The following is an 18,613-nucleotide window of genomic DNA, read 5'->3' as shown; positions in this document are numbered from 1 at the left end:
TTACGCGCCTCCCCCGTCGGCCTGGCGGGATCCGCCGTTGTTGTCGGCCCGGCCGTTGCCGTTGGGGCCGCCGTGGCCGGCGTGCCCGTTGGTGCGGTACTGCTCGTGCACGGCCGCCAGCGGGAGCTCCCGCTCACTCGTACCGGCCGGGACCTCCGCTCCGGCGGCGTCCTCCGGATCGGTCACGCCGCCGCGCGGGGGCGCGGAGCTGGCGGCGATGTCCACCACCGCGCCGTGTCCGACCCCGAGCTTCCGGTTGATCCGGGACTCCCCCGAGTTGCCCGGCACCCAGACGACCCCGTCGGGCATGTCCACCACCTCGGAGTCGAGGGTGAGCTCCCCTCCCCCGTCGGTGGTGATCACCACCGGCTGGGGAGCGCTCACCCCCAGCTGACGCGCGGTTTCGGCGGAGAGCCGGGCGACGGGGGGACGGGCCGTTCCGGCCAGGTGCGGCTCCTCGTCCTGCAGACTCCCGTTGTCCAGCAGGTGTCTCCAGGTGGCCAGCAGCGCCCGCCCCGGACCGGGGCGCTGCGGGGGCTGCGCTGGAACATCCGGCGGCTGGGGACGTACTCCCGGGTTCGGGCCGAGCCGTTCGATCTCACCGGCCACCGCGGCCGGGGTCTGGGTGAACAGGTCCACGTCCATCTCCACGGCCAGCGTGTCCAACACCCGGCAGTCCGGCACCGCGCCGGTTCCCTCGATGGTGATCTCGAACTGTCTGGGCCTCCCCTCCCAGTTGAGGAAGGTGCCGGACTTCTCGACCGTGGGCGCCACGGGCAGCACCACGTCGGCGTGCTCGGTCACCCCGCTGGGGCGCAGTTCGAGGCTCACCAGGAAGTCGACCGCCCGCAGGGCACGGTCGGCCCGGGCCGGGTCGGGCAGGTCCTCCGGGTCCACCCCACCGACCAGCAGGCCGGACAGTTCCCCCGACTCGGCGGCGGCGAGGATCCCGTCGAGGTCCCGTCCCGGCCGCCCCGGGATGGTGCCCTCCTCGGCTCCCCACTGCCGTTCCAGGTCCGCGCGGACCACCGGGTCCGTGACCGGGCGGCCGTTGGGCAGCAGCGTCGGCAGGGTTCCCGCCTCCACGGCCCCGCGCTCCCCGGCGCGCCGGGGAATCCAGGCCAGCCGCGCGCCGGTGCGTTCGGCGGCGCGCATCGCGGCCGAGTACAGCCCCGGGATGCGGGCGCCGCGCTCGCCGACCACCAGCACCGCTCCCGGTTCGCTCAGCCCGCGCTCCACCTCCTCGGGAAGCTCGGACAGCGCCACGGCCTCCTCACCGGGCAGGCAGCGCAGCAGCTCTCCGCTGTGGACGGGGCCCCCGGCCCCCATGACGTCGATGGTCTTCTCCACACCGGGCGAGTCCCACTGTCCGAGGTGGAACACCCTCGTCCCCCCGTTGCGGGCCGCCTTGCGCAGCCGCAGGAAGACGATGGGCGACTCCTCCTCCGGTTCGAAGGCCACGCACAGCACCGTGGGGGCGGCCTCCAGGTCGGCGTAGGTGACCGCCCCGCGCTCCGGACCGGTGCCGACGACGGCCGCGCCGAGGAAGTCCAGTTCCTCGGGGGAGTGCGGGCGGGCGCGGTGGTCGACGTCGTTGGTGCGCAGCGCCATACGGGCGAACTTGCCGTAGGCGTAGGCGTCCTCCCGGGTGAGCCTGCCACCGGGCAGCACCCCCACACCGCCCGAGTCGCGGGCGTCGAGCAGCCCCTCGGCGGCCATCCGCAGCGCCTCGGTCCAGGAGCTCCTGCGCAGCCGCCCCGACTCGGAGTCCCGCACCATCGGCGTGGTGAACCGGTCGGCGGCGGTGGCGTAGCGGAACGCGAAACGTCCCTTGTCGCAGTTCCACTCCTCGTTGACCTCGGGGTCCTCCCCGGCGAGCCGGCGCATGACCTTCCCGCGCCGCCAGTCGGTGCGCTGGGAGCACCCCGAGGAGCAGTGCTCGCACACGCCGGGGGTGGAGACCAGGTCGAACGGGCGGGAGCGGAAACGGTAGGCGGCGCTGGTCAACGCCCCCACCGGGCAGATCTGGATGGTGTTGCCGGAGAAGTAGGACTGGAAGGGCTGCTCCTCCCCGGTACCGATCTGTTGCAGCGCCCCCCGTTCGAGCAGTTCGATGAACGGGTCACCGGCTATCTGCTTGGAGAACCGGGTGCAGCGCTGGCACAGCACGCAGCGCTCCCGGTCCAGCAGGATCTGCGAGGAGATGGACACGGGCTTGGCGAAGGTGCGCTTCTGGTCCACGAACCGCGAGTCGGCGCGCCCGTGCTTGAGGGCCTGGTTCTGCAGCGGGCACTCCCCGCCCTTGTCGCAGATCGGGCAGTCCAGCGGGTGGTTGATCAGCAGCAGCTCCATCACGCCCTGCTGGGCCTTGTCCGCCACCCGCGAGGTCCGCTGGGTACGGACCACCATCCCGTCGGAGACGGCCAGGGTGCAGGAGGCCGCCGGTTTGGGCATGGGTTTGCCGTTGACCTCGACCTCCACCAGGCACTGCCGGCACGCCCCGGCGGGGTCCAGCAGCGGATGGTCGCAGAAACGCGGGATCACGATGCCCAGCCGTTCCGCCGTGCGGATCACCAGCTCCCCCTCGGGGGCGTCCACCTCGATCCCGTCGATGGTCAGCCGGACGTGCCCCTCGGGCACCGGCCGGGGTTCTGCGGTGTCGTTTCCGGACGCGGATGCCACCGTCATCGGGCCACTCCTGCCAGTGCGGATTCACGATCCTGTGTGTTGTCCTGACCGCGGTTGCTCTCGCACAGGGCGAGGAACTCCTCGCGGAAGTACTTGATGCCGCTGGTGATGGGGCTGACCGCGCCGTCACCGAGGGCGCAGAACGAACGACCCAGCACGTTGTCGCAGACGTCGAGCAGCGTGTCGATGTCCTCCTCGGTGCCGCGCCCGGCCACCATCCGTTCCAGCACCTGGGCCATCCAGAAGCAGCCCTCCCGGCACGGGGTGCACTTGCCGCAGGACTCGTGCTCGTAGAACTGGGTCCACTTCATCACCGCCCACGGCACCGAGACCGTCTCGTTGAAGATCATCAGGGCCGTGGTCCCCAACATCGACCCGGCCTCGGTGGCCCCCTCGAAGTCCAGCGGCACGTCGAGGTGGTCGGCGGTGAACAGCGGCGTCGAGGAGCCCCCGGGAGTCCAGAACTTCAGCGGGATGCCGTCCTTCATGCCCCCGGCGAGGTCGAGCAGCTCCCGCAGCGTCGTCCCCAGCGGGGCCTCGTACTGCCCCGGGCGTTCGACGTGCCCGGACAGCGAGAAGATCTTGGGGCCCGGGGACTTCTCACGGCCCATGGAGCGGAACCACTCGGCGCCGCCGTTGACGATGTAGGGCACCGAGGCGATCGTCTCGACGTTGTTGACCGTGGTGGGGCAGGAGTACAACCCGGCCTGGGCGGGGAAGGGCGGTTTGAGCCGGGGCTGGCCGCGTTTGCCCTCCAGCGAGTCCAGCAGCGCGGTCTCCTCGCCGCAGATGTAGGCTCCCGCCCCGGCGTGCACCACCACGTCCAGGTCGAAGCCGGAGTCGAGGATGTTGCGGCCGAGGTAGCCCGCCTCGTAGGCCTCCCGCACCGCGTGGTGCAACCTGCGGATGCAGTGCAGCGCCTCGCCGCGCACGTAGATCATGCAGTGGTTGGCCCGCATCGCGTAGGCGGCGATCACGCAGCCCTCGATCAGCGAGTGCGGGTCGGCCATCATCAGCGGGACGTCCTTGCAGGTGCCCGGTTCTCCCTCGTCGGCGTTGATGACCAGGTAGTGGGGCCGGGAGCGGTCCTTGGGCATGAAGCCCCACTTGACGCCGGAGGGGAAGCCGGCCCCGCCGCGTCCGCGCAGCCCCGCCGACTTGACCAGCTCGGTGATCTGGTCGGGATGGGCGGCCAGGGCGGTGCGCAGGGCCGTGTAGCCCTCCAGCTGCTCGTAGGTGCGCAGCGACCAGGACTCGGGGGACAGCCAGCGCCTGGTCAGCACCGGGGTGAGCGGGGCGGAACCCGCGCCGGCCGTCGTTCCGTGGGTGTTCGCTTCACTCATCGCCCGCCTCACTTCGTGTCCGGGACCGGCGGAAGGTCGACCTCGTCGGGCATGGGCGGCGCGGTCCAGCCCTCCTGCCGGGCCAGTTCCGCACCGCGCACCGTCTCCGGGGCGGACGCGGAGGCGGTGGCCGCCTCCCGCGCCCCGGGTCCGTCGAAGAACCCGGCGAGTTGACGCTCGGTGTCCTTGAAGTCGGTCAGCGGCGCCCCCCGCGTGGGGTGGGGAGGTTCCCCCCGGCGCAGCGCGCGCACCGTCTCCAGCGCCCGCTCGGCGGTCTGGTGGTCGAAGTACTCGTAGTTGACCTGCATCACCGGGGCGAAGTCGCAGGCGGCCAGGCACTCCGCGTGTTCGAGGGTCACCGAGCCCTCGCTGCCCGGCGTGCCCGCCGTCTCCTCGTGGCCGACCCCGAGCTCCTCGGACAGGGCCCGGTAGGTCTCGTCCCCGCCCATGGCCGCGCACAGCGTGTTCGTGCACACGCTGACCAGGTACTTCCCGCAGGGCTCGCGTTTGTACATGGTGTAGAAGGTGACCACCGCGTTCACCTCGGCGGTGGACAGCGCCAGCTGCTCGGCGCAGAAACGCATCCCCTCCGTGGTGACGCACCCCTGCACCGACTGCACCAGGTGCAGCATCGGCAGCAGCGCCGAACGCGAGTCCGGGTAGCGCTCGACGATGGCCCCGGCCTCGGCCCGCACCCGCTCGTCGAAGACGTCCGCGTCGGATCCGGCCTGTTCGGCGGGGGTCGGTCCGCTCGGGTCGAGCACGTGCTCGGTTCTGGTGTAGTCGAACTGCTCGGTCATTTAACGATCCACCCCACCCATCACCGGATCGATCGAGGCGACAACGGCGATCACGTCCGCGACCAGACCGCCTTCGGCCATCGCGGGAAAGGCCTGCAGGTTCACGAAGCTGGGGTCCCGCACGTGGACCCGCATGGGTCGGGTTCCTCCGTCGGAGACCATGTGGTAGCCCAGTTCGCCCCGGGGCGCCTCCACCGGCACGTAGACCTGGCCCGGGGGCACGTCGAAGCCCTCGGTGACCAGCTTGAAGTGGTGGATCAGCGACTCCATCGACTGACCCATGATCTTGCGCACGTGCTCCAGCGAGTTGCCCATGCCGTCCGGGCCGACGGTCAGCTGCGCGGGCCAGGCGATCTTGGGGTCCTCCACCATGACCGGACCGGACTCCAACTTGTCCACGCACTGGCGGACGATGCGCAGCGACTGCCGGATCTCCTCGACCCGCAGCAGGAACCGGGCGAAGCAGTCGGCGTCGGTGCTGGTGGGGACCTCGAAGTCGTACTCCTCGTAGCCGCAGTACGGCTGGATCTTGCGCAGGTCCCAGCCCAGACCGGCCGAACGCAGGATCGGCCCGCTGGTTCCCAGGGCCAGGCAGGCGTCCAGCGGGAGGTAGCCCACCCCCTGCAGGCGCTGCTTCCAGATCGGCTGCCCGGAGAACAGCTTGTCGTAGTCGGTCAGCCTGCTGTCCATGACCTTGCAGAACTCCAGGATCTTCTCCCGGTGGTTCTCCGGCAGGTCCTGGGCCACCCCGCCGGGCCGGATGAAGGCGTGGTTCATCCGCAGCCCGGTGAGGAACTCCAGCAGGTGCAGCACCTCCTCGCGGTCGCGGAAGCCGTAGGTCATCCCGGTGGTGGAACCGAGCTCCATGGCCCCGGTGGCCAGGAACACCAGGTGCGAGGAGATGCGGTTGAGCTCCATCAGCAGCACCCGGATCGTCTCCGCCCGCTTCGGCGCGGAGATCCCCAGCAGCTTCTCCACCCCCATGCAGTAGGCGGCCTCGTTGTAGAGCGGAGCCAGGTAGTCCATCCGCGTGACGAAGGTGACGCCCTGGGTCCAGGTGCGGTACTCGGTGTTCTTCTCGATCCCGGTGTGCAGGTAGCCGATCACCGAACGGGCCTTGGTGACCCGCTCGCCCTCCAGTTCCAGCACCAGTCGGAGCACGCCGTGGGTCGAGGGGTGCTGCGGTCCCAGGTTGATGACGACGCGTTCCTCCCGGTCGGCGTCGTCGAGGAAGTCGTCCCAGTCCCCTCCGGTGACCGTGTAGACCCTTCCCTCGGTGGTCTCCCGTGCCTCCGCCGAGAACGGGTCACCACCGGAACGGGAACCGGCGGCCTGGTCGGCGTCGATGCTCATGAGTCCTCCTCGAAGGGCGCTGCCCGACCGCCGCGGCGGGCGCGTCCGACGGATTCACAACCGCTCACGTGTAGGACCTGCGCTGGTCGGGCGGGGGCACCTCGGCGCCCTGGTACTCCACCGGGATGCCGCCGAGCGGGTAGTCCTTGCGCTGCGGATGTCCGTGCCAGTCGTCCGGCATGAGGATGCGGGTGAGCCCGGGGTGTCCCTCGTAGACGATCCCGAACATGTCCCAGGCCTCGCGTTCCTGGAAGTCGGCCGTGGGGTAGACCTCCACCACGGACGGAACCCGGGGGTCCTCCGCGTCGACGGCCACCTCCACCCGGATCCTCCTGCGGTAGGTCATGGAGGTGAGGTGGTAGACCGAGTGCAGGCGACGCGGAACCTCGGGCCCGTAGTCCACACCGGAGACGCTGCTGCAGAACTCGAAGCGCAGCCGCTGCTCGTCGCGGAAGATGCGGCAGATCTCCACCAGGTGTTCGGGGTCCACGTAGAAGGTGATCTCGTCGCGGTCCACGGTGATCCGCAGCACCGCCTCCGGGGGAACACCCCTGTTGTGCATCCCCTCGAACAGCCCGTCGGCGACCTCGTCGAACCAGCCTCCGAAGGGTCGCTCGGCCGCGGGCGGCACGTAGGCGGGCAGCCGCAGGCCACCGTAGCCGGAGGTGTCCCCGGTGCCGGTGACACCGAACATGCCCTTGCGGGGGCGGCCCGCGACCACCTCGCGTTCCTCGGTGTCGGGACCGGTGTGCTCGGCCGCCGTCTCGGGAAGGCCGCCCGAGGCCTCTTCACCGCTCATCGACAATCACCTGCCAGTCGATATCTCGTCGCGCCGCCCGGAACCACCGGAGCCTCCCGGGGGCAGGCTCTCCACACCGGCGGCCCCGAGTTCGCCCTCCGCGCCCATCTCGCGGCGCTGGGCCTGCTGCTGGCGCTGGGCCATCCTGCGTTTGCCCGCCCGTTTCGGCGCGTACTTCTCGGAGGAGGCCGTCAGCTCGGTGCGTTCGCCCCGCTCGGCCTGCAGCTCCGCGCGCTTGGCGTTGATCGGCTCGTCCATGACCTTGGCGTGCAGCTTGAGGATCGCGTCGAGCAGCATCTCCGGGCGGGGCGGGCAGCCCGGCAGGTACATGTCCACCGGCACCACGTGGTCCACGCCCTGCACCACCGCGTAGTTGTTGAACATCCCGCCGGTGGAGGCGCACACGCCCATGGCCAGCACCCAGCGCGGCTCGGGCATCTGGTCGTAGATCTGGCGCAGCACCGGCGCCATCTTGTTGGTGACCCGACCGGCCACGATCATCAGATCGGCCTGGCGCGGGGTCGCCGAGAACCGCTCCATCCCGAACCGCGCGATGTCGTACCGCGATCCGCCGACCGTCATCATCTCGATCGCGCAGCAGGCCAGACCGAACGTCGCGGGCCACATCGAGGTCTTGCGGGTCCAGTTGACCAGCTTCTCCACATTGGCCAGCAGGATGCCGTTCGGCAGGCTCTCCTCAAGCCCCATCTCGGCACTCCCTTCCACGAGCAGCCCCGACCGGCGAGGCAGTGATCCGGGCGTTGTCCCAGCGCGGCGTCATGGTCAGTCCCAATCGAAGCCACCACGCCGCCACACGTAGAGGTCGGCGAAACCGAAGGTGACGATGAACAGGATCACCGCGACCACGCCGTAGAGCCCGAGCGCGTCGGCGGAGACCGCGTACGGGAACAGGAAGACCATCTCGATGTCGAACAGGATGAACATCATCGCCGTCAGGTAGTAGGCGACCGGCATACGACCGCCACCGCCGACCGGCTGCGGCGAGGGTTCGATGCCGCACTCGTAGGCGTCGAGCTTGGCGCGGTTGTACCGGCGCGGCCCGATCAGCGACGCGACCGCGACGGAGAACACGGCGAAGCCGAACGCCAGCGCGAACATCAGCACCAGCGGGATGTAGGGATCCAGCACTGTGCCTGCCTCCTTACTCCGGTTCCCGCGGCCTCCCGAGCCGATTCGGCGGCCGCATCCGGGACTGTATGCGGTCGCCCGAATCCACCCTGTATTGAGGTGAACCTAACTTTATGAATTACCGCACACGGTCGCTGGAATCTGATCAGACGCGCCCCCTCAGGCGCTAGGCGTGAGCCGAGTAGTGGCACTTATCACACGGTCCATGGCGTCGCCTCCCCTGCGGTCGTAGAGGTTCGCCAGCAGCTTGAGCACGAAGCGCATCAGCGTCACCCGGGGCAGGCCGTACCTGGTGGCGGTGCGCATCACCGTCGGGTGGGCGATGATCCTGCTGAACACGGTGCCCATGCGGAAGTAGCCCCCGAGGGACTCGGCGACCGCCTCCGGGTAGCGCCGCAGCGCCCGCTCCCGGGACTGCCCCTCGGTTCGGGCCCGGGCGCGGACCACGCACTCGGCGGCCAGCCGTGCCGACTCCATCGCGTAGGCGATGCCCTCCCCGTTGAAGGGGTTCACCATTCCGCCGGAGTCGCCCACCAGCAACAGGCCGGAACCGTAGTGCGGCTTGCGGTTGAACCCCATGGGCAGCGCGGCCCCGCCGATCCTGCCCGTGGCGTTGTCCTCGCGCAGCCCCCATTCGTCGGGGGTTCCCTCCAACCAGGTACGCAGTAACGCGCGGTAGTCGGTCCTGCCGTAGGCCTTCGAGGTGGACAGCACACCGAGTCCCACGTTGGCCGTGCCGTCCCCCATGCCGAAGATCCAGCCGTAGCCCGGCAGCAGCTTCGGTTCCGCCGGGTCGGAGTGGTCCCACAGTTCCAGGTGGGACTCCAGGTAGTCGTCGGTGCTGCGCGGGCTCGCGTAGTAGCGGCGTACGGCCACCCCCATGGGGCGGTCGGCGCTGCGCTCCAATCCCATCGACAGGGCCAACCGCCCGGAGACCCCGTCGCAGGAGACCACCAGCGGCGCCCGGTAGGTCACCTCGGTCCGTTCCGGGCCCGACTTGGCGCGCACCCCGGTGATCCGTCCGGTGCGTTCGTCGGTCAGCGCCTCGGTCACCGAGGTGTGCTCCCGCAGCCGGGCTCCGGCGCGCTGGGCGTGTCGGACGAGCAGGTCGTCGAAGTCGTGGCGGGGGCGCACCAGGCCGTAGGGCGGGTAGTCGGCCAGGTCGGGCCAGTCCAGTTCCAGGCTCACCCCGCCGCCGACCACCCGCAGGCCGCGGTTGTGCAGCCATCCCGCGTCCCGACCGGTGTCGACCCCCAGGTCGACGAGCTCCTTCACCCCCCTGGGGGTGATGCCGTCCCCGCAGACCTTCTCCCGGGGGAAGGTGCTCTTCTCCAGAACGAGCACGTCCACTCCGGCGCGGGCGAGGTAGGTCGCCGCGGTGGCCCCGGCGGGACCCGCCCCGACGACGATCACCTCCGCGTCCTCGGCGGGGCGCTGGTGGCTGGAGGTGGTGTCCATGAAACTCCCTGAGGTCGAAGGAACGCACCGGTCGGCGACCGGTCCCGCGCCACGGCGATCACCGGTCGTGGGACGGCCTTCACCGAACCGGCGTACTTGTGAACGAGTTCACTAACGAGTCTAGGACGAAACGCCTGACACGTTCGACGGTTCCGCGTCGTCCCACGAGATCACGGTGCGTGTTTCCACCGGAAGGAGCTCCCGCCGAGGCGGGCGGGGAGGTTCAGTGCGGCTTGACCGCCCGGTGCAGGGCCACGATGCCGCCGGTGAGGTCGCGCCAGGCCACCCGGGACCACCCGGACTCGGCGATCATCCCGGCCAGGCGGCGCTGCTCCGGCCAGGCGAGGATCGACTCGGCCAGATAGACGTAGGCCTCCGGACTGCTGGCCACCGTCCGCGCCACCGGCGGCACCGCGCGCAACGCGAGATTGCGGTAGAGGGCGCGCAGCGGCTGCCGGGGCGGGGTGGAGAACTCGCAGATCACCAGTCGGCCGCCGGGACGGACCACCCGGGCCATCTCCCGCAGGCCCGCCCGCGTGTCGGCCAGGTTGCGCAGCCCGAACAACATGGCCACCCCGTCGAACGTCCCGTCGGGGAAGGGCAGCCGCAGGGCGTCGGCGGCGACCATCGGAAGCCTCCTGCTCCGGCCCGCCGACAGCATCCCGAGCGAGAAGTCCGCCGCCACGCACGTGGCCCCCGAACGGGCGAACTCGGCCGTGGAAACCCCCGTGCCCGCGGCCAGGTCCAGGATCCGCTCCCCCTCGACGGGGGCCAGGGCCCGTCTGGTCGCCTCCCGCCAGTGCCGGTCCAGCCCCAGCGAGAGCACCGTGTTGGTCAGGTCGTAGCGACGGGCCACGTCGTCGAACATCGCGGCGACCGCGCGGGGATCCCTGTCCAGATCGGCACGAGACACACCCGCAGCCTACGTTGCCCCCACCCGGCCCCGCCCGCGCACCCGGGTGGAGGAGGGCGAAGCCGGGATCGTGACCGGAAAATATCCGGCCGTCCACCCGAACGTAGTCCGCTCGTCACTCAGTGAGTCGAGTATGGATCGGGATGGACATCACGTTCTCCCGAGAGTCCGGGCACGCGGAACCGGCACTGGTCTCGCACGCGCTGGAGACGGCGGGGCGGCTGGCCAACGAGGCGGCCGATGTCATCACGGCCACCGCCGGCAAGGGCGCCCCCGACCGGAGGACCGCCGACCCGCCGTTCGACTGGGTGACCGACACCGGGCGAACCCTGGAGCGGCACACGCGCCGCGTGCTGGCCGACCGCTTCCCGGGCGTGCCGGTGTTCGGCGAGGAGTTCGACCTGTCCGGCACGGGCCACGCCGGAACCGGACTGCGCTGGGTCGTCGACCCGGTGGACGGGACGGCCAACTACACGGCGGGCGTTCCCTGGTGCGCCTACAGCCTGGCCATGCTGGACGACCACGGGCCCGTGGTCGGGGTGGTGGCCGATCCGTACCGGGAGCGCATCTACGCGGCTGCCCGGGGCCGGGGGATGCGCGTCAACGGCACACCGGTGCGGCTGGAGAGCGAGGGTCCTCCGGAGTCCGCCCTCGTCTGCACCGAGTTCACCAGGCACGGCCCCTGGGAGGGAATGGACCGTTTCATCACCAACGCGGCGGCCGACCGGTTCGGGGTACGCGTGCTGGGCTCACCGGCGCTGGCCATCACCCAGGTGGCGCTCGGCCAGGCCGCCGCTGCCGTGCTGCCCACCTACGGGGAGTGGGACGTGGCGGGAGCCCTGGCATTGGCGGTGGAGGCCGGGGCCACGGTCCTCGACCGGCACGGTCTGCCGGCCGCGCTGCCGCACGACGGTCTGCTGGTGGCCGCCCCGGGGATGGAGGCCACCGCGTTCGCCTGGTGGGGCAGGGCCGCCGCCGTGCGGTGACGGACACGGCACCGAACGGCGTGCTGCGCCCGGCTCCGCCCTCAGGGGCTTCCCGGCAGCAGTTGCCCCTCGCCGGTGGCCTCCTCGGAGGCAGCCTCGCGCCCGTCCAGAATCGTCGACATCGGGGGGAGCAGGGGGAAGCACGCGCGCAGCGCCTCGATCCGCTCCCGCGCCCGGTCCGGGTCCGGTTCGGCCGCGATCTCGGAGACCGTCGCGGTCAACCGATCGGCGAAGCCGGTGAACTCCTCGGCGGCGGCGTGCACCTGGCGGCGCACCCGCAGCAGCGTGGCGTCGTGACGGCGCTGCCCGTCCAGCTCGTGCCCCAACTCCACCAGGGTCCGCACCGTGGGCAGTTCGGCCTCCATCCGGTGGACCACGTGGCGCAGCCCCTGGCGCAGCGGGCAGGAGGAGACCGTGTCCACCGCACGGGCGGAACGGGAGACGGCCTGCTCGCACCGGGCGAGTTCACACCGCCAGGTGTCCCGCTCACCGGCACCGTCCCGGGAGCCCGCGTCGGGTTCCACGTGCTGCCGCGAGACCGTGCGCGGCGGCTCACCACCACCCGGCACGGCCACGGGTGCCGGGGTGGGACGCAGCAGCATCCCGAGCAGGGCCCCGAGCGTTCCGGCCAACAGCGCCACGATCAGATGCGTCACGAATCCGCTCATTCTCCGCGGTGCCCTTCACTCGACTCCCCCCGGCCGTGTGCGCGGCGCGCATTACGCCATCTCACGACTATGCCCCCTGCGCGGGCCTTCCGCTTGGGGGAAAGTACTCAAAACCCGGCGGTTTCTCCGCCTCGACGAACGCGTCCCGCCCCGGAGCCCGGACCGGGTGGGCCCGTCAGCGCAGCTCCAGAAAGGCGGCCTCCTCGGCACCGTGACGCAACTCGGCCAGCAGGAACTCCAGGGCGGCCGTGTGCGCGCCGGAACGCCCCAACGGTTCGCCGGAGTGGAAGACGCCCGCGTCGGGCGGGTCCAGCCGGGCCACGGACAGCACCTCGTCGACGAGCGCGGACACCTCGCCGCGCAGTCCGGCTGGGTCGACGGCGTAGCCCGCCTCGGCCAGCCGTCGTTCCACCGGGTGGACCGCGAACAGTTCCCCCGTCATGGGCCACACGCGTGCCAGCCCGGCACGCATCCTGTCCCTACTGACGGAGGTACCATCGCCCAGCCGAATGACCCACTGCACGGCGTGGTCGCGGTGTCCCCTGGCCTCGGGCCAGGCGATCGCGGCCAGCGCGGAGAGCACTGGGTCGCGGCTCTCGGTCAGTCTCCGCAGCAGGGCGGTGCGCCACGCCGCGCACAGCATCAGCCGCGCCACGGAGGCCGCGAAGTCGCCCCCGGCGCCGGGGCCGCAGTCGAGTTCGACGAGCCGTACGTTGCGGAACTGCTCCACGCCCCGGGTGCGGGCCAGGGCGTTCTCGTCGCGTCCCTCCCCCTCCACGGCTCCCGCCCGGCCGAGCAGCTGGCGGGCGCTGCCCAGCAGCTCCAGCAGGATGCCCACCAGCGTGTGATCCTCCTCCAGGTCGGGCCCGTGGCAGGACCACTGGGCCAGCCTGCGGGAGAGCACCAGGGCGTCGTCGCCGAGCATCAGGCAGTACGTCGAGAGGTCAGCGGGGGAGACGTCCCCGGGGACGCGGTGATCCACCCCGGCCAGGGGGTCGGCGCCCGCCGGACGCACCGACCACCCCACCTCGGGGCGTGCGGTGCCACCGGCGTGTCCGGCGAGCGCTTCGCCACTCCCACTGTCGAAACCCGGAGAAGAGTGCATGACCGCCTCGATTCCGCGCCGCTGTGGGCGCTCGTCGACGGAAAGGGACCGGACGAGGGCGGTGTGGCCGGAATCCGCCCGAACGAGCGGGAGGCCACACCGGAGTCACGCCGTCCCCGCCGGTGGCGGGGTGTCAGGGTTCCTCCCGGACGGGGAGAGGACTTTTCCCCAGTGTCGCACCGCGCCCGCTCGGCGCCCAGTCCCGCCGAACCCGGCCACCCGTTCGACGTCTCCGGGGCGGGCCGGAGAGGTGGCTCACTCCTCCGGGGAGCGGTGTTCCCTCTCGGGTTTCGTGTTCGCCGGCTGCGGGGCGTTCCTGCGCAGCCCCCAGTACAGGGGAAGCAGCACCGCCCAGACGACGGCCGTGGCGCTGCCGACGGGCAGCAGCGCCACCCGCACGTTCCGGTCGGCGACGCGCACCAGTTCGGGGTTGTCCCGGTCGAACTCGACCCGGACCAGCTGTCCTTCCTTGAGGTCCTCGGGGTAGAGCACCCCTCCGGAGGGGACGTAGACCCGTCCGCTGTCGGTGTTGAACCGCACCACGGTGCGGAAGAACGTCTTCTCCGTCACCTCGGCGACGGCGGTGCCCCGGGACTGTTCGATGGTGCGGTCGTCGATGTGGCAGGCCAGCAGGATCCCCAGCGCGATCGCGGTGAGCAGTCCTCCCAGGGCGAGCACCAGGCGAGGGGCGAGCTGTCTGAATCGCCGCATCCCCGGGATCGCCCTCCGGCCCGGAGAGGGGGCGGTCCCGGCTGCGGTGTTCTCCCGCGTGCGCGTTTCGGCAGCCACGGCCGGTGATTATAGGCCAGTCACGCGGCGGACACGGGCGAACGGGCGGAAGCGGGCGGGTGTGCTCCGCCACCCGGCACGGAGACCTACCCTCGCTGTGTGGAGCATTTCCAGCGCACTATTACTGTCCGCACACGACGGATTCCTCCGGAGGAGGGAAGCCCGGGTCTGCTGGCGTCGGTGCCCGAGGGGTTCGATCCGGAGGCGGACCCGGTCTGTTGGATCCGGAACGGGTCCGGTCTCGTCGGCTGGGGCGAGGCCGCCCGCATCGAGACCGGCGGGGCGGACCGGTTCCTGGAGGCGGACGAGCGGTGGCGACGGTTGGTCGCGAACATGGAGGTCGACGACGAGGTGGGGCTTCCGGGGACCGGACCGGTGGCCTTCACCAGCATCGCCTTCTCCGACCATCCGGGCGACTCCACCCTGGTGGTTCCCGAGGTGATCGTGGGCCGGCGCGGCGGCGTGCGCTGGATCACCACCGTCGGGGACGGGCGGCCCGACCTGCGCCCGGCTCCCTCCCCCACCGCCCCGGGTGAGGTGCGCTACGAGGACGGCGACTTCCCCGCCACGCGCTACCGGCGGGCCGTGGCCGAGGCGGTGCGGCGCATGCGGGACGGCGCGGAGGTGGACAAGGTGGTGCTGGCGCACGACCTGCTCGCCACCACGCCGGAACCGCTGCGCACCAGGTATCTGCTGGACAACCTGTCCCTGCGCTACCCGGACTGCTGGACCTTCGCCGTGGACGGGCTGGTGGGTGCCACCCCGGAGCTGCTGCTGCGCCGCGCCGGTGACGAGGTGAACTCGCGGGTGCTCGCCGGGACCGCCTGGCCGAGGCCGGGAAGCACCCAGCGGCAGCTGGTCACCGAACTGGTGGACTCGGCCAAGAACCGGGGCGAGCACACCCACGCGGTGCGCTCCCTGGCCCGGGAGCTGGAACCGTTCTGCAAGGAACTGGAGGTGCCCACCACACCCGAGGTGCTGCGGCTGCGCAACGTGCTGCACCTAGCCTCGGACGTGGCGGGCAGGCTCGATCCGACGCTGGCGGAGAACGGGCAGGCCGGGCTGCTGCGGCTGAGCAGGGCGGTGCACCCCACGGCGGCGGTGGGCGGTTCCCCCACGGGGCGGGCCATCGAGCTGATCGACGAGCTGGAGGAGATGGACCGGGGGCGCTACAGCGGTCCCGTGGGCTGGCAGGACGCCGACGGCAACGGGGAGTTCGGCATAGCCCTGCGCTGCGCGCGGCTCGGCGAGGACGACGGCGGGGGCTCACGGGCCCGGCTGTTCGCGGGCTGCGGGGTGGTGGCCGACTCGGACCCGGACACCGAGGTGGCCGAGGCCGCGGCGAAACTGCTTCCGGTGCGCGAGGCCTTGGAAGGGATGCGGTGAGCGCACCGGCCGGGCACGGCCCCGGTGGAACCGGTGAGGCCTCAGTCGGACGTACCGAGGCCCGCCCGGAAACGGCGCCACTGCCGCGGGGTGAACGTCAACACCCCAGCCGCACGGTTCTTGGAGTCCCGCACCAGCACCACGTCGACACCCACCCCCACCTCGACGCAGTCGTTGTTGGGATGACTCCGGCTGGACCTGCGCCACACGAGCTCCCGGGTTACTCCGTCCGCTGCGCCGTACATCGCTCTCGTCCGTCCTCGGTGAACACGACCACGTCGTTCGGGGTTTCGAGACCGTAGAACAGCGGTCAGTCCGGCAGCCCGGCGAGTGATCGACACCGACGACGAACACGCCACCCGTGAGCTGAGGGGCAAACCGAACCACACCGTGGCCGTTCCCGAGCGTCGTGGGCCTGGCAAGATCAGCTCTCCGCGCCGAGTCTGGCCGAACGCAGCCGTTCGGCCACCGCGGCCACGTCCCGCCGCGCGGCCTCCGGGGCGACCCGGTAGGCGGTCACCACTCTGCTCACCACCCGCTCGGGAGCCTCCCCTCCGGCCAGGTCCCGCAGCACCCACGCTCCGGCCGTGGTCAGACGGGCGGGGGAATCGTCACGCAGCAGCAGTCCCATGTGACAACTCCGGCACCTCGCGCACGCACGGTTCGACACCGCCGAGCCTAGGCACGAACTTCCCGCCACACAGCCACACGCACCGAAGTTCACGCGAAGGTGCGAGGTCTCACGCGCCGCCGTCGATCACCTCGGGCAGCTCGCCGATCGTGGGCAGCAGGTGCGTGTGCGGGGCTCTGCCCAGTTCGGCCACACCGTGCGCGCCGGACAGCACGCCCACGACCATGCCCGCCCCGGCGTTGGTGCCCGCCAGCAGGTCGTTGACCGTGTCCCCCACCACCGCGACCCGGCTCATCGCCGTCGCCGACAGTTCCAACGCCGCCGTCAGCACCAGATCCGGGCACGGACGGGCACGCCGCACGTCCGAGGAGCAGAGCACGAGGTCCACCACGTCCGTCCAGCCCAGCGACTCGAGCAGCAGGTCGCGCGTGTCGGCCCCGAAACCGGTGACGAGCGCGACTCCGAGACCGAGCGCCCGCAGCCGCCGCATGGTCTCCGTCGCGTGCGGCAGTGCCGTCACCGTCCCGGATGACACGTGTTCGGCCAGGGCCTTCTCGAACTCCGCGTGCGCCCGGGCCGCCGTCTCACGGTCCCCGTCGAGGAGTGCGGCGAACATGTCCCTTTTGGACCCGCCGCGCAGCCGCCGGAACCGCTGTTCGAGGTCGGCGGGAACCGGTGCCCCGACCCGTTCCAGCGCCGCGCGGAAGGACCTCTCGACCACGCCGTTCTCGGCGACCGTGGTCCCCGCCATGTCGAGTACCGCGACCTCCACGACATCACCCCGTCCGTGTCGAACCCCGAAAGAACCGAACTCTCCCTCATGGTGGACGCCCGGCCGGAAAACACCCGGCCGGGCGTCCACACCTGCCGGCGACGACCGTCCGCCAGCGGGCCGAAGCGAGCGACTCAGCCGTGACCGTGCCGGCGGGCCAGCAGCTCGTGGGTGTGGTCGAGCTGCTCGACCGCCTTCGGTTCGGCGGCCGGAGCGGCCGCCGTGCGCGGCACCCCGGCCCGTTCGCCCACCTGCGGCTTGCCCGCGCTGAACAGCCACTCGTCGAAGAAGCCGTCCAACTGCTGACCGGAGATCCGTTCGGTCAGGGCGATGAACTCCTCCACCGTGGCGTTGCCGTCGCGGTTCTGCTCGTACCAGGCGCGCACCGTGCGCAGCATGTCCCGGTCGCCGATGCGGTTGCGCAGGGCGTGCAGCGTCATCGCTCCCCGGTCGTAGACGGCCCCGTGGAACAGGTTCTCCCTGCCGGGATCACCCGGTTTCACCTGCCAGAACTCGCTGTCGGCCGGGTAGAGCGAGTAGTAGTGGTCGAACAGCTGCTGGGCGGTGCCGTTGCCCTGGTGCTCGGCCCACAGCCACTCGGCGTAGCTGGCGAAGCCCTCGTTGAGCCAGATCTGCGGCCAGTCCCGCACCGCCACCGAGTCCCCGAACCACTGGTGCGCCAGCTCGTGGGTGACCACCGAGGTGTTCGACCCGATCCGGAAGAAACCAGGGCTGTAGACCGGCCGGGTCTGGGTCTCCAACGCGAACCCGAGCCCCTCGGCGGGCACCACACCCCCCTGGGACTCGAACGGGTACTCGCCGAACAGCCCGGACAGGAAGTCCAGCACCTCGGGGGTGCGCTCCACGCTGGCCCTGGCCGGGTCGGCCAGCTCGCCCAACCCGTCCGCGTAGGCCGTGATCATCGGCTGGTCGAAGGCACCGGTCTTGCCGGAGATCCCGTACTGCCCGATGGCCAGGAAGGCCAGGTAGGTGGCACTGGGCGTGGGCATCCGCCAGTTCCACCGCGTCCAGCCGCCCCGCTGGGAGCGGCCGGTCATCTCCCCGTTGGACAGCACCTCGGTGCCGTTGGGCACCGCCACGGAGATGTCGAAGGTGGCCTTGTCGCTGGGATGGTCGTTGCTGGGGAACCACCACTCGGCGATCTGCGGCTGCCCCACGGCCACGGCCCCGGTGGAGGTGCGTTTCCAGGGAGTGCTCCCGTCCACCTGCACCTCGGAGGGCTTGTCCGCGTACTTGACCACGAACGTGGCCAGGCTGCCCCGACGCAGGGTCCTCTTCGGCTCGACCGTCAGCTCGGTGGCACCGGAACGGCTGACCTTCGCGGGGAGCCCGTTGACCCGCACCGAGTCGACCTCCAGCGCGAAGTCCAGGTTGAACGCGCTGAGATCCTTGGTCGGCTCGGCGACGATGGTGGTGGTTCCCCGCAGCAGGTCGTTCTTCGGCTGGTAACGCAGCCTGACGTCGTAGTGCGAGACGTCGTAACCGCCGTTACCCGCCTCCGGGAAGTACGGGTCACCGACCCCGGGTTCCCCGGGGCTACCGCTTCCCGCCAGCGCCGGGGTCGCCAGCACCGCCATGACCCCACAGGTGGCGACGGCGGTGCGCAGACCTCGTCTCCGCAACACGTGGTTACCTCCTCGAACACGGCTCGGTCCGGACGCGTTCGGTGTCCTCGTGCGCACCGAGCGCGATCAACTCCGAACCAGCAGCACCCTACGGGGACACACCCCCGTCGGGCCACCACGACACCGT

Annotated in this window: 18 protein-coding genes; 2 read left to right on the top strand and 16 right to left on the bottom strand. The window is 71.2% G+C overall.

From position 1 onward, the window contains the following. The 9 genes from CEP50_RS07950 to CEP50_RS07910 all read right to left on the bottom strand — a co-directional run bounded on the left by CEP50_RS07950 (position 1) and on the right by CEP50_RS07910 (position 10,503). Positions 1-2,688, bottom strand: coding sequence for an NADH-quinone oxidoreductase subunit G (locus CEP50_RS07950; RefSeq protein WP_106113292.1), 2,688 nt, complete (start codon positions 2,686-2,688; stop codon positions 1-3). After that, the gene (nuoF, locus tag CEP50_RS07945) at positions 2,685-4,031 is read right to left on the bottom strand and encodes an NADH-quinone oxidoreductase subunit NuoF (RefSeq protein ID WP_106113291.1); all 1,347 of its coding nucleotides are present in this window, start codon (positions 4,029-4,031) and stop codon (positions 2,685-2,687) included. The genes CEP50_RS07950 and nuoF overlap by 4 nt, the downstream gene beginning before the upstream one ends. An 8-nt stretch (positions 4,032-4,039) precedes the next feature. Then, complete coding sequence (gene nuoE / locus CEP50_RS07940) at positions 4,040-4,831, bottom strand: NADH-quinone oxidoreductase subunit NuoE (RefSeq protein WP_106113290.1); 792 nt, start codon at positions 4,829-4,831, stop codon at positions 4,040-4,042. Continuing rightward, on the bottom strand, positions 4,832-6,184 hold the full coding sequence (locus CEP50_RS07935) for an NADH-quinone oxidoreductase subunit D (RefSeq protein ID WP_106113289.1): 1,353 nt from the start codon (positions 6,182-6,184) through the stop codon (positions 4,832-4,834). It lies immediately after the preceding gene. A gap of 64 nt (positions 6,185-6,248) precedes the next feature. After that, positions 6,249-6,983: an NADH-quinone oxidoreductase subunit C gene (locus CEP50_RS07930; RefSeq protein ID WP_106113288.1), complete on the bottom strand. Its 735-nt coding sequence runs from the start codon at positions 6,981-6,983 to the stop codon at positions 6,249-6,251. A gap of 6 nt (positions 6,984-6,989) precedes the next feature. Beyond that, entirely contained in the window at positions 6,990-7,691 is a 702-nt protein-coding gene (locus CEP50_RS07925; RefSeq protein WP_106113287.1) for a NuoB/complex I 20 kDa subunit family protein, read from the bottom strand. A gap of 75 nt (positions 7,692-7,766) precedes the next feature. After that, a complete protein-coding gene (locus CEP50_RS07920) occupies positions 7,767-8,132 on the bottom strand; it encodes an NADH-quinone oxidoreductase subunit A (RefSeq protein ID WP_106113286.1) in 366 nt (121 codons plus the stop codon). A gap of 159 nt (positions 8,133-8,291) precedes the next feature. Beyond that, positions 8,292-9,590: a geranylgeranyl reductase family protein gene (locus CEP50_RS07915; protein WP_106113285.1), complete on the bottom strand. Its 1,299-nt coding sequence runs from the start codon at positions 9,588-9,590 to the stop codon at positions 8,292-8,294. A 223-nt stretch (positions 9,591-9,813) separates the two neighbouring features. Beyond that, a complete protein-coding gene (locus tag CEP50_RS07910) occupies positions 9,814-10,503 on the bottom strand; it encodes a demethylmenaquinone methyltransferase (protein ID WP_106113284.1) in 690 nt (229 codons plus the stop codon). A gap of 143 nt (positions 10,504-10,646) precedes the next feature. Between CEP50_RS07910 and CEP50_RS07905 the strand changes: the two genes are divergently transcribed. Beyond that, complete coding sequence (locus tag CEP50_RS07905) at positions 10,647-11,489, top strand: inositol monophosphatase family protein (RefSeq protein WP_106113283.1); 843 nt, start codon at positions 10,647-10,649, stop codon at positions 11,487-11,489. A 41-nt stretch (positions 11,490-11,530) separates the two neighbouring features. Here CEP50_RS07905 and CEP50_RS07900 read toward each other — a convergent pair whose 3' ends face one another. From CEP50_RS07900 to CEP50_RS07890, 3 genes are all read right to left on the bottom strand, one after another. Next, positions 11,531-12,145 carry a hypothetical protein gene (locus tag CEP50_RS07900; RefSeq protein ID WP_106113282.1) on the bottom strand — a complete coding sequence of 205 codons (615 nt, stop codon included), beginning with the start codon at positions 12,143-12,145 and terminating at the stop codon, positions 11,531-11,533. Positions 12,146-12,332: 187 nt separating this feature from the next. Continuing rightward, entirely contained in the window at positions 12,333-13,262 is a 930-nt protein-coding gene (gene paaC / locus CEP50_RS07895) for a 1,2-phenylacetyl-CoA epoxidase subunit PaaC (protein WP_106113281.1), read from the bottom strand. A 255-nt stretch (positions 13,263-13,517) separates the two neighbouring features. Next, positions 13,518-14,051 (bottom strand): DUF3592 domain-containing protein, encoded by a 534-nt coding sequence (locus CEP50_RS07890; RefSeq protein ID WP_258175025.1) that lies wholly within the window; start codon positions 14,049-14,051, stop codon positions 13,518-13,520. A 99-nt stretch (positions 14,052-14,150) separates the two neighbouring features. Here CEP50_RS07890 and CEP50_RS07885 point away from each other — a divergent pair, with 99 nt between their 5' ends. Continuing rightward, positions 14,151-15,437: an isochorismate synthase gene (locus tag CEP50_RS07885; protein WP_258175023.1), complete on the top strand. Its 1,287-nt coding sequence runs from the start codon at positions 14,151-14,153 to the stop codon at positions 15,435-15,437. A 41-nt stretch (positions 15,438-15,478) separates the two neighbouring features. On the opposite strand, the gene CEP50_RS07880 is transcribed toward CEP50_RS07885, so the two are convergent. The 4 genes from CEP50_RS07880 to CEP50_RS07865 all read right to left on the bottom strand — a co-directional run bounded on the left by CEP50_RS07880 (position 15,479) and on the right by CEP50_RS07865 (position 18,438). Continuing rightward, on the bottom strand, positions 15,479-15,682 hold the full coding sequence (locus tag CEP50_RS07880) for a DUF397 domain-containing protein (RefSeq protein ID WP_106113278.1): 204 nt from the start codon (positions 15,680-15,682) through the stop codon (positions 15,479-15,481). A 179-nt stretch (positions 15,683-15,861) separates the two neighbouring features. Next, positions 15,862-16,068, bottom strand: coding sequence for a PqqD family peptide modification chaperone (locus tag CEP50_RS07875; RefSeq protein WP_106113277.1), 207 nt, complete (start codon positions 16,066-16,068; stop codon positions 15,862-15,864). Between the two features lie 109 nt (positions 16,069-16,177). Continuing rightward, entirely contained in the window at positions 16,178-16,840 is a 663-nt protein-coding gene (locus CEP50_RS07870; protein WP_258175021.1) for an HAD-IA family hydrolase, read from the bottom strand. A gap of 134 nt (positions 16,841-16,974) precedes the next feature. Continuing rightward, the gene (locus CEP50_RS07865; protein WP_106113336.1) at positions 16,975-18,438 is read right to left on the bottom strand and encodes a M1 family metallopeptidase; all 1,464 of its coding nucleotides are present in this window, start codon (positions 18,436-18,438) and stop codon (positions 16,975-16,977) included. Between the last annotated feature and the right edge of the window lie 175 nt (positions 18,439-18,613).

The organism is Actinopolyspora mortivallis (assembly GCF_003001495.1).
Classification (GTDB): Bacteria; Actinomycetota; Actinomycetes; order Mycobacteriales; family Pseudonocardiaceae; genus Actinopolyspora; species Actinopolyspora mortivallis_A.
Note: the sequence above shows the minus strand (reverse complement) of the source record. Positions and strands in the feature narration are given on the sequence as shown.

Bases quoted from the DNA above. Each gene is read 5' to 3' on its own strand.
- paaC (WP_106113281.1), bottom strand. From the start codon at position 13,262: ATGCACTCTTCTCCGGGTTTCGACAGTGGGAGTGGCGAAGCGCTCGCC.
- CEP50_RS07950 (WP_106113292.1), bottom strand. From the start codon at position 2,688: ATGACGGTGGCATCCGCGTCCGGAAACGACACCGCAGAACCCCGGCCG.
- CEP50_RS07930 (WP_106113288.1), bottom strand. From the start codon at position 6,983: ATGAGCGGTGAAGAGGCCTCGGGCGGCCTTCCCGAGACGGCGGCCGAG.
- CEP50_RS07935 (WP_106113289.1), bottom strand. From the start codon at position 6,184: ATGAGCATCGACGCCGACCAGGCCGCCGGTTCCCGTTCCGGTGGTGAC.
- CEP50_RS07865 (WP_106113336.1), bottom strand. From the start codon at position 18,438: ATGGCGGTGCTGGCGACCCCGGCGCTGGCGGGAAGCGGTAGCCCCGGG.
- CEP50_RS07925 (WP_106113287.1), bottom strand. From the start codon at position 7,691: ATGGGGCTTGAGGAGAGCCTGCCGAACGGCATCCTGCTGGCCAATGTG.
- CEP50_RS07915 (WP_106113285.1), bottom strand. From the start codon at position 9,590: ATGGACACCACCTCCAGCCACCAGCGCCCCGCCGAGGACGCGGAGGTG.
- nuoE (WP_106113290.1), bottom strand. From the start codon at position 4,831: ATGACCGAGCAGTTCGACTACACCAGAACCGAGCACGTGCTCGACCCG.
- CEP50_RS07875 (WP_106113277.1), bottom strand. From the start codon at position 16,068: ATGGGACTGCTGCTGCGTGACGATTCCCCCGCCCGTCTGACCACGGCC.
- nuoF (WP_106113291.1), bottom strand. From the start codon at position 4,031: ATGAGTGAAGCGAACACCCACGGAACGACGGCCGGCGCGGGTTCCGCC.
- CEP50_RS07880 (WP_106113278.1), bottom strand. From the start codon at position 15,682: ATGTACGGCGCAGCGGACGGAGTAACCCGGGAGCTCGTGTGGCGCAGG.
- CEP50_RS07905 (WP_106113283.1), top strand. From the start codon at position 10,647: ATGGACATCACGTTCTCCCGAGAGTCCGGGCACGCGGAACCGGCACTG.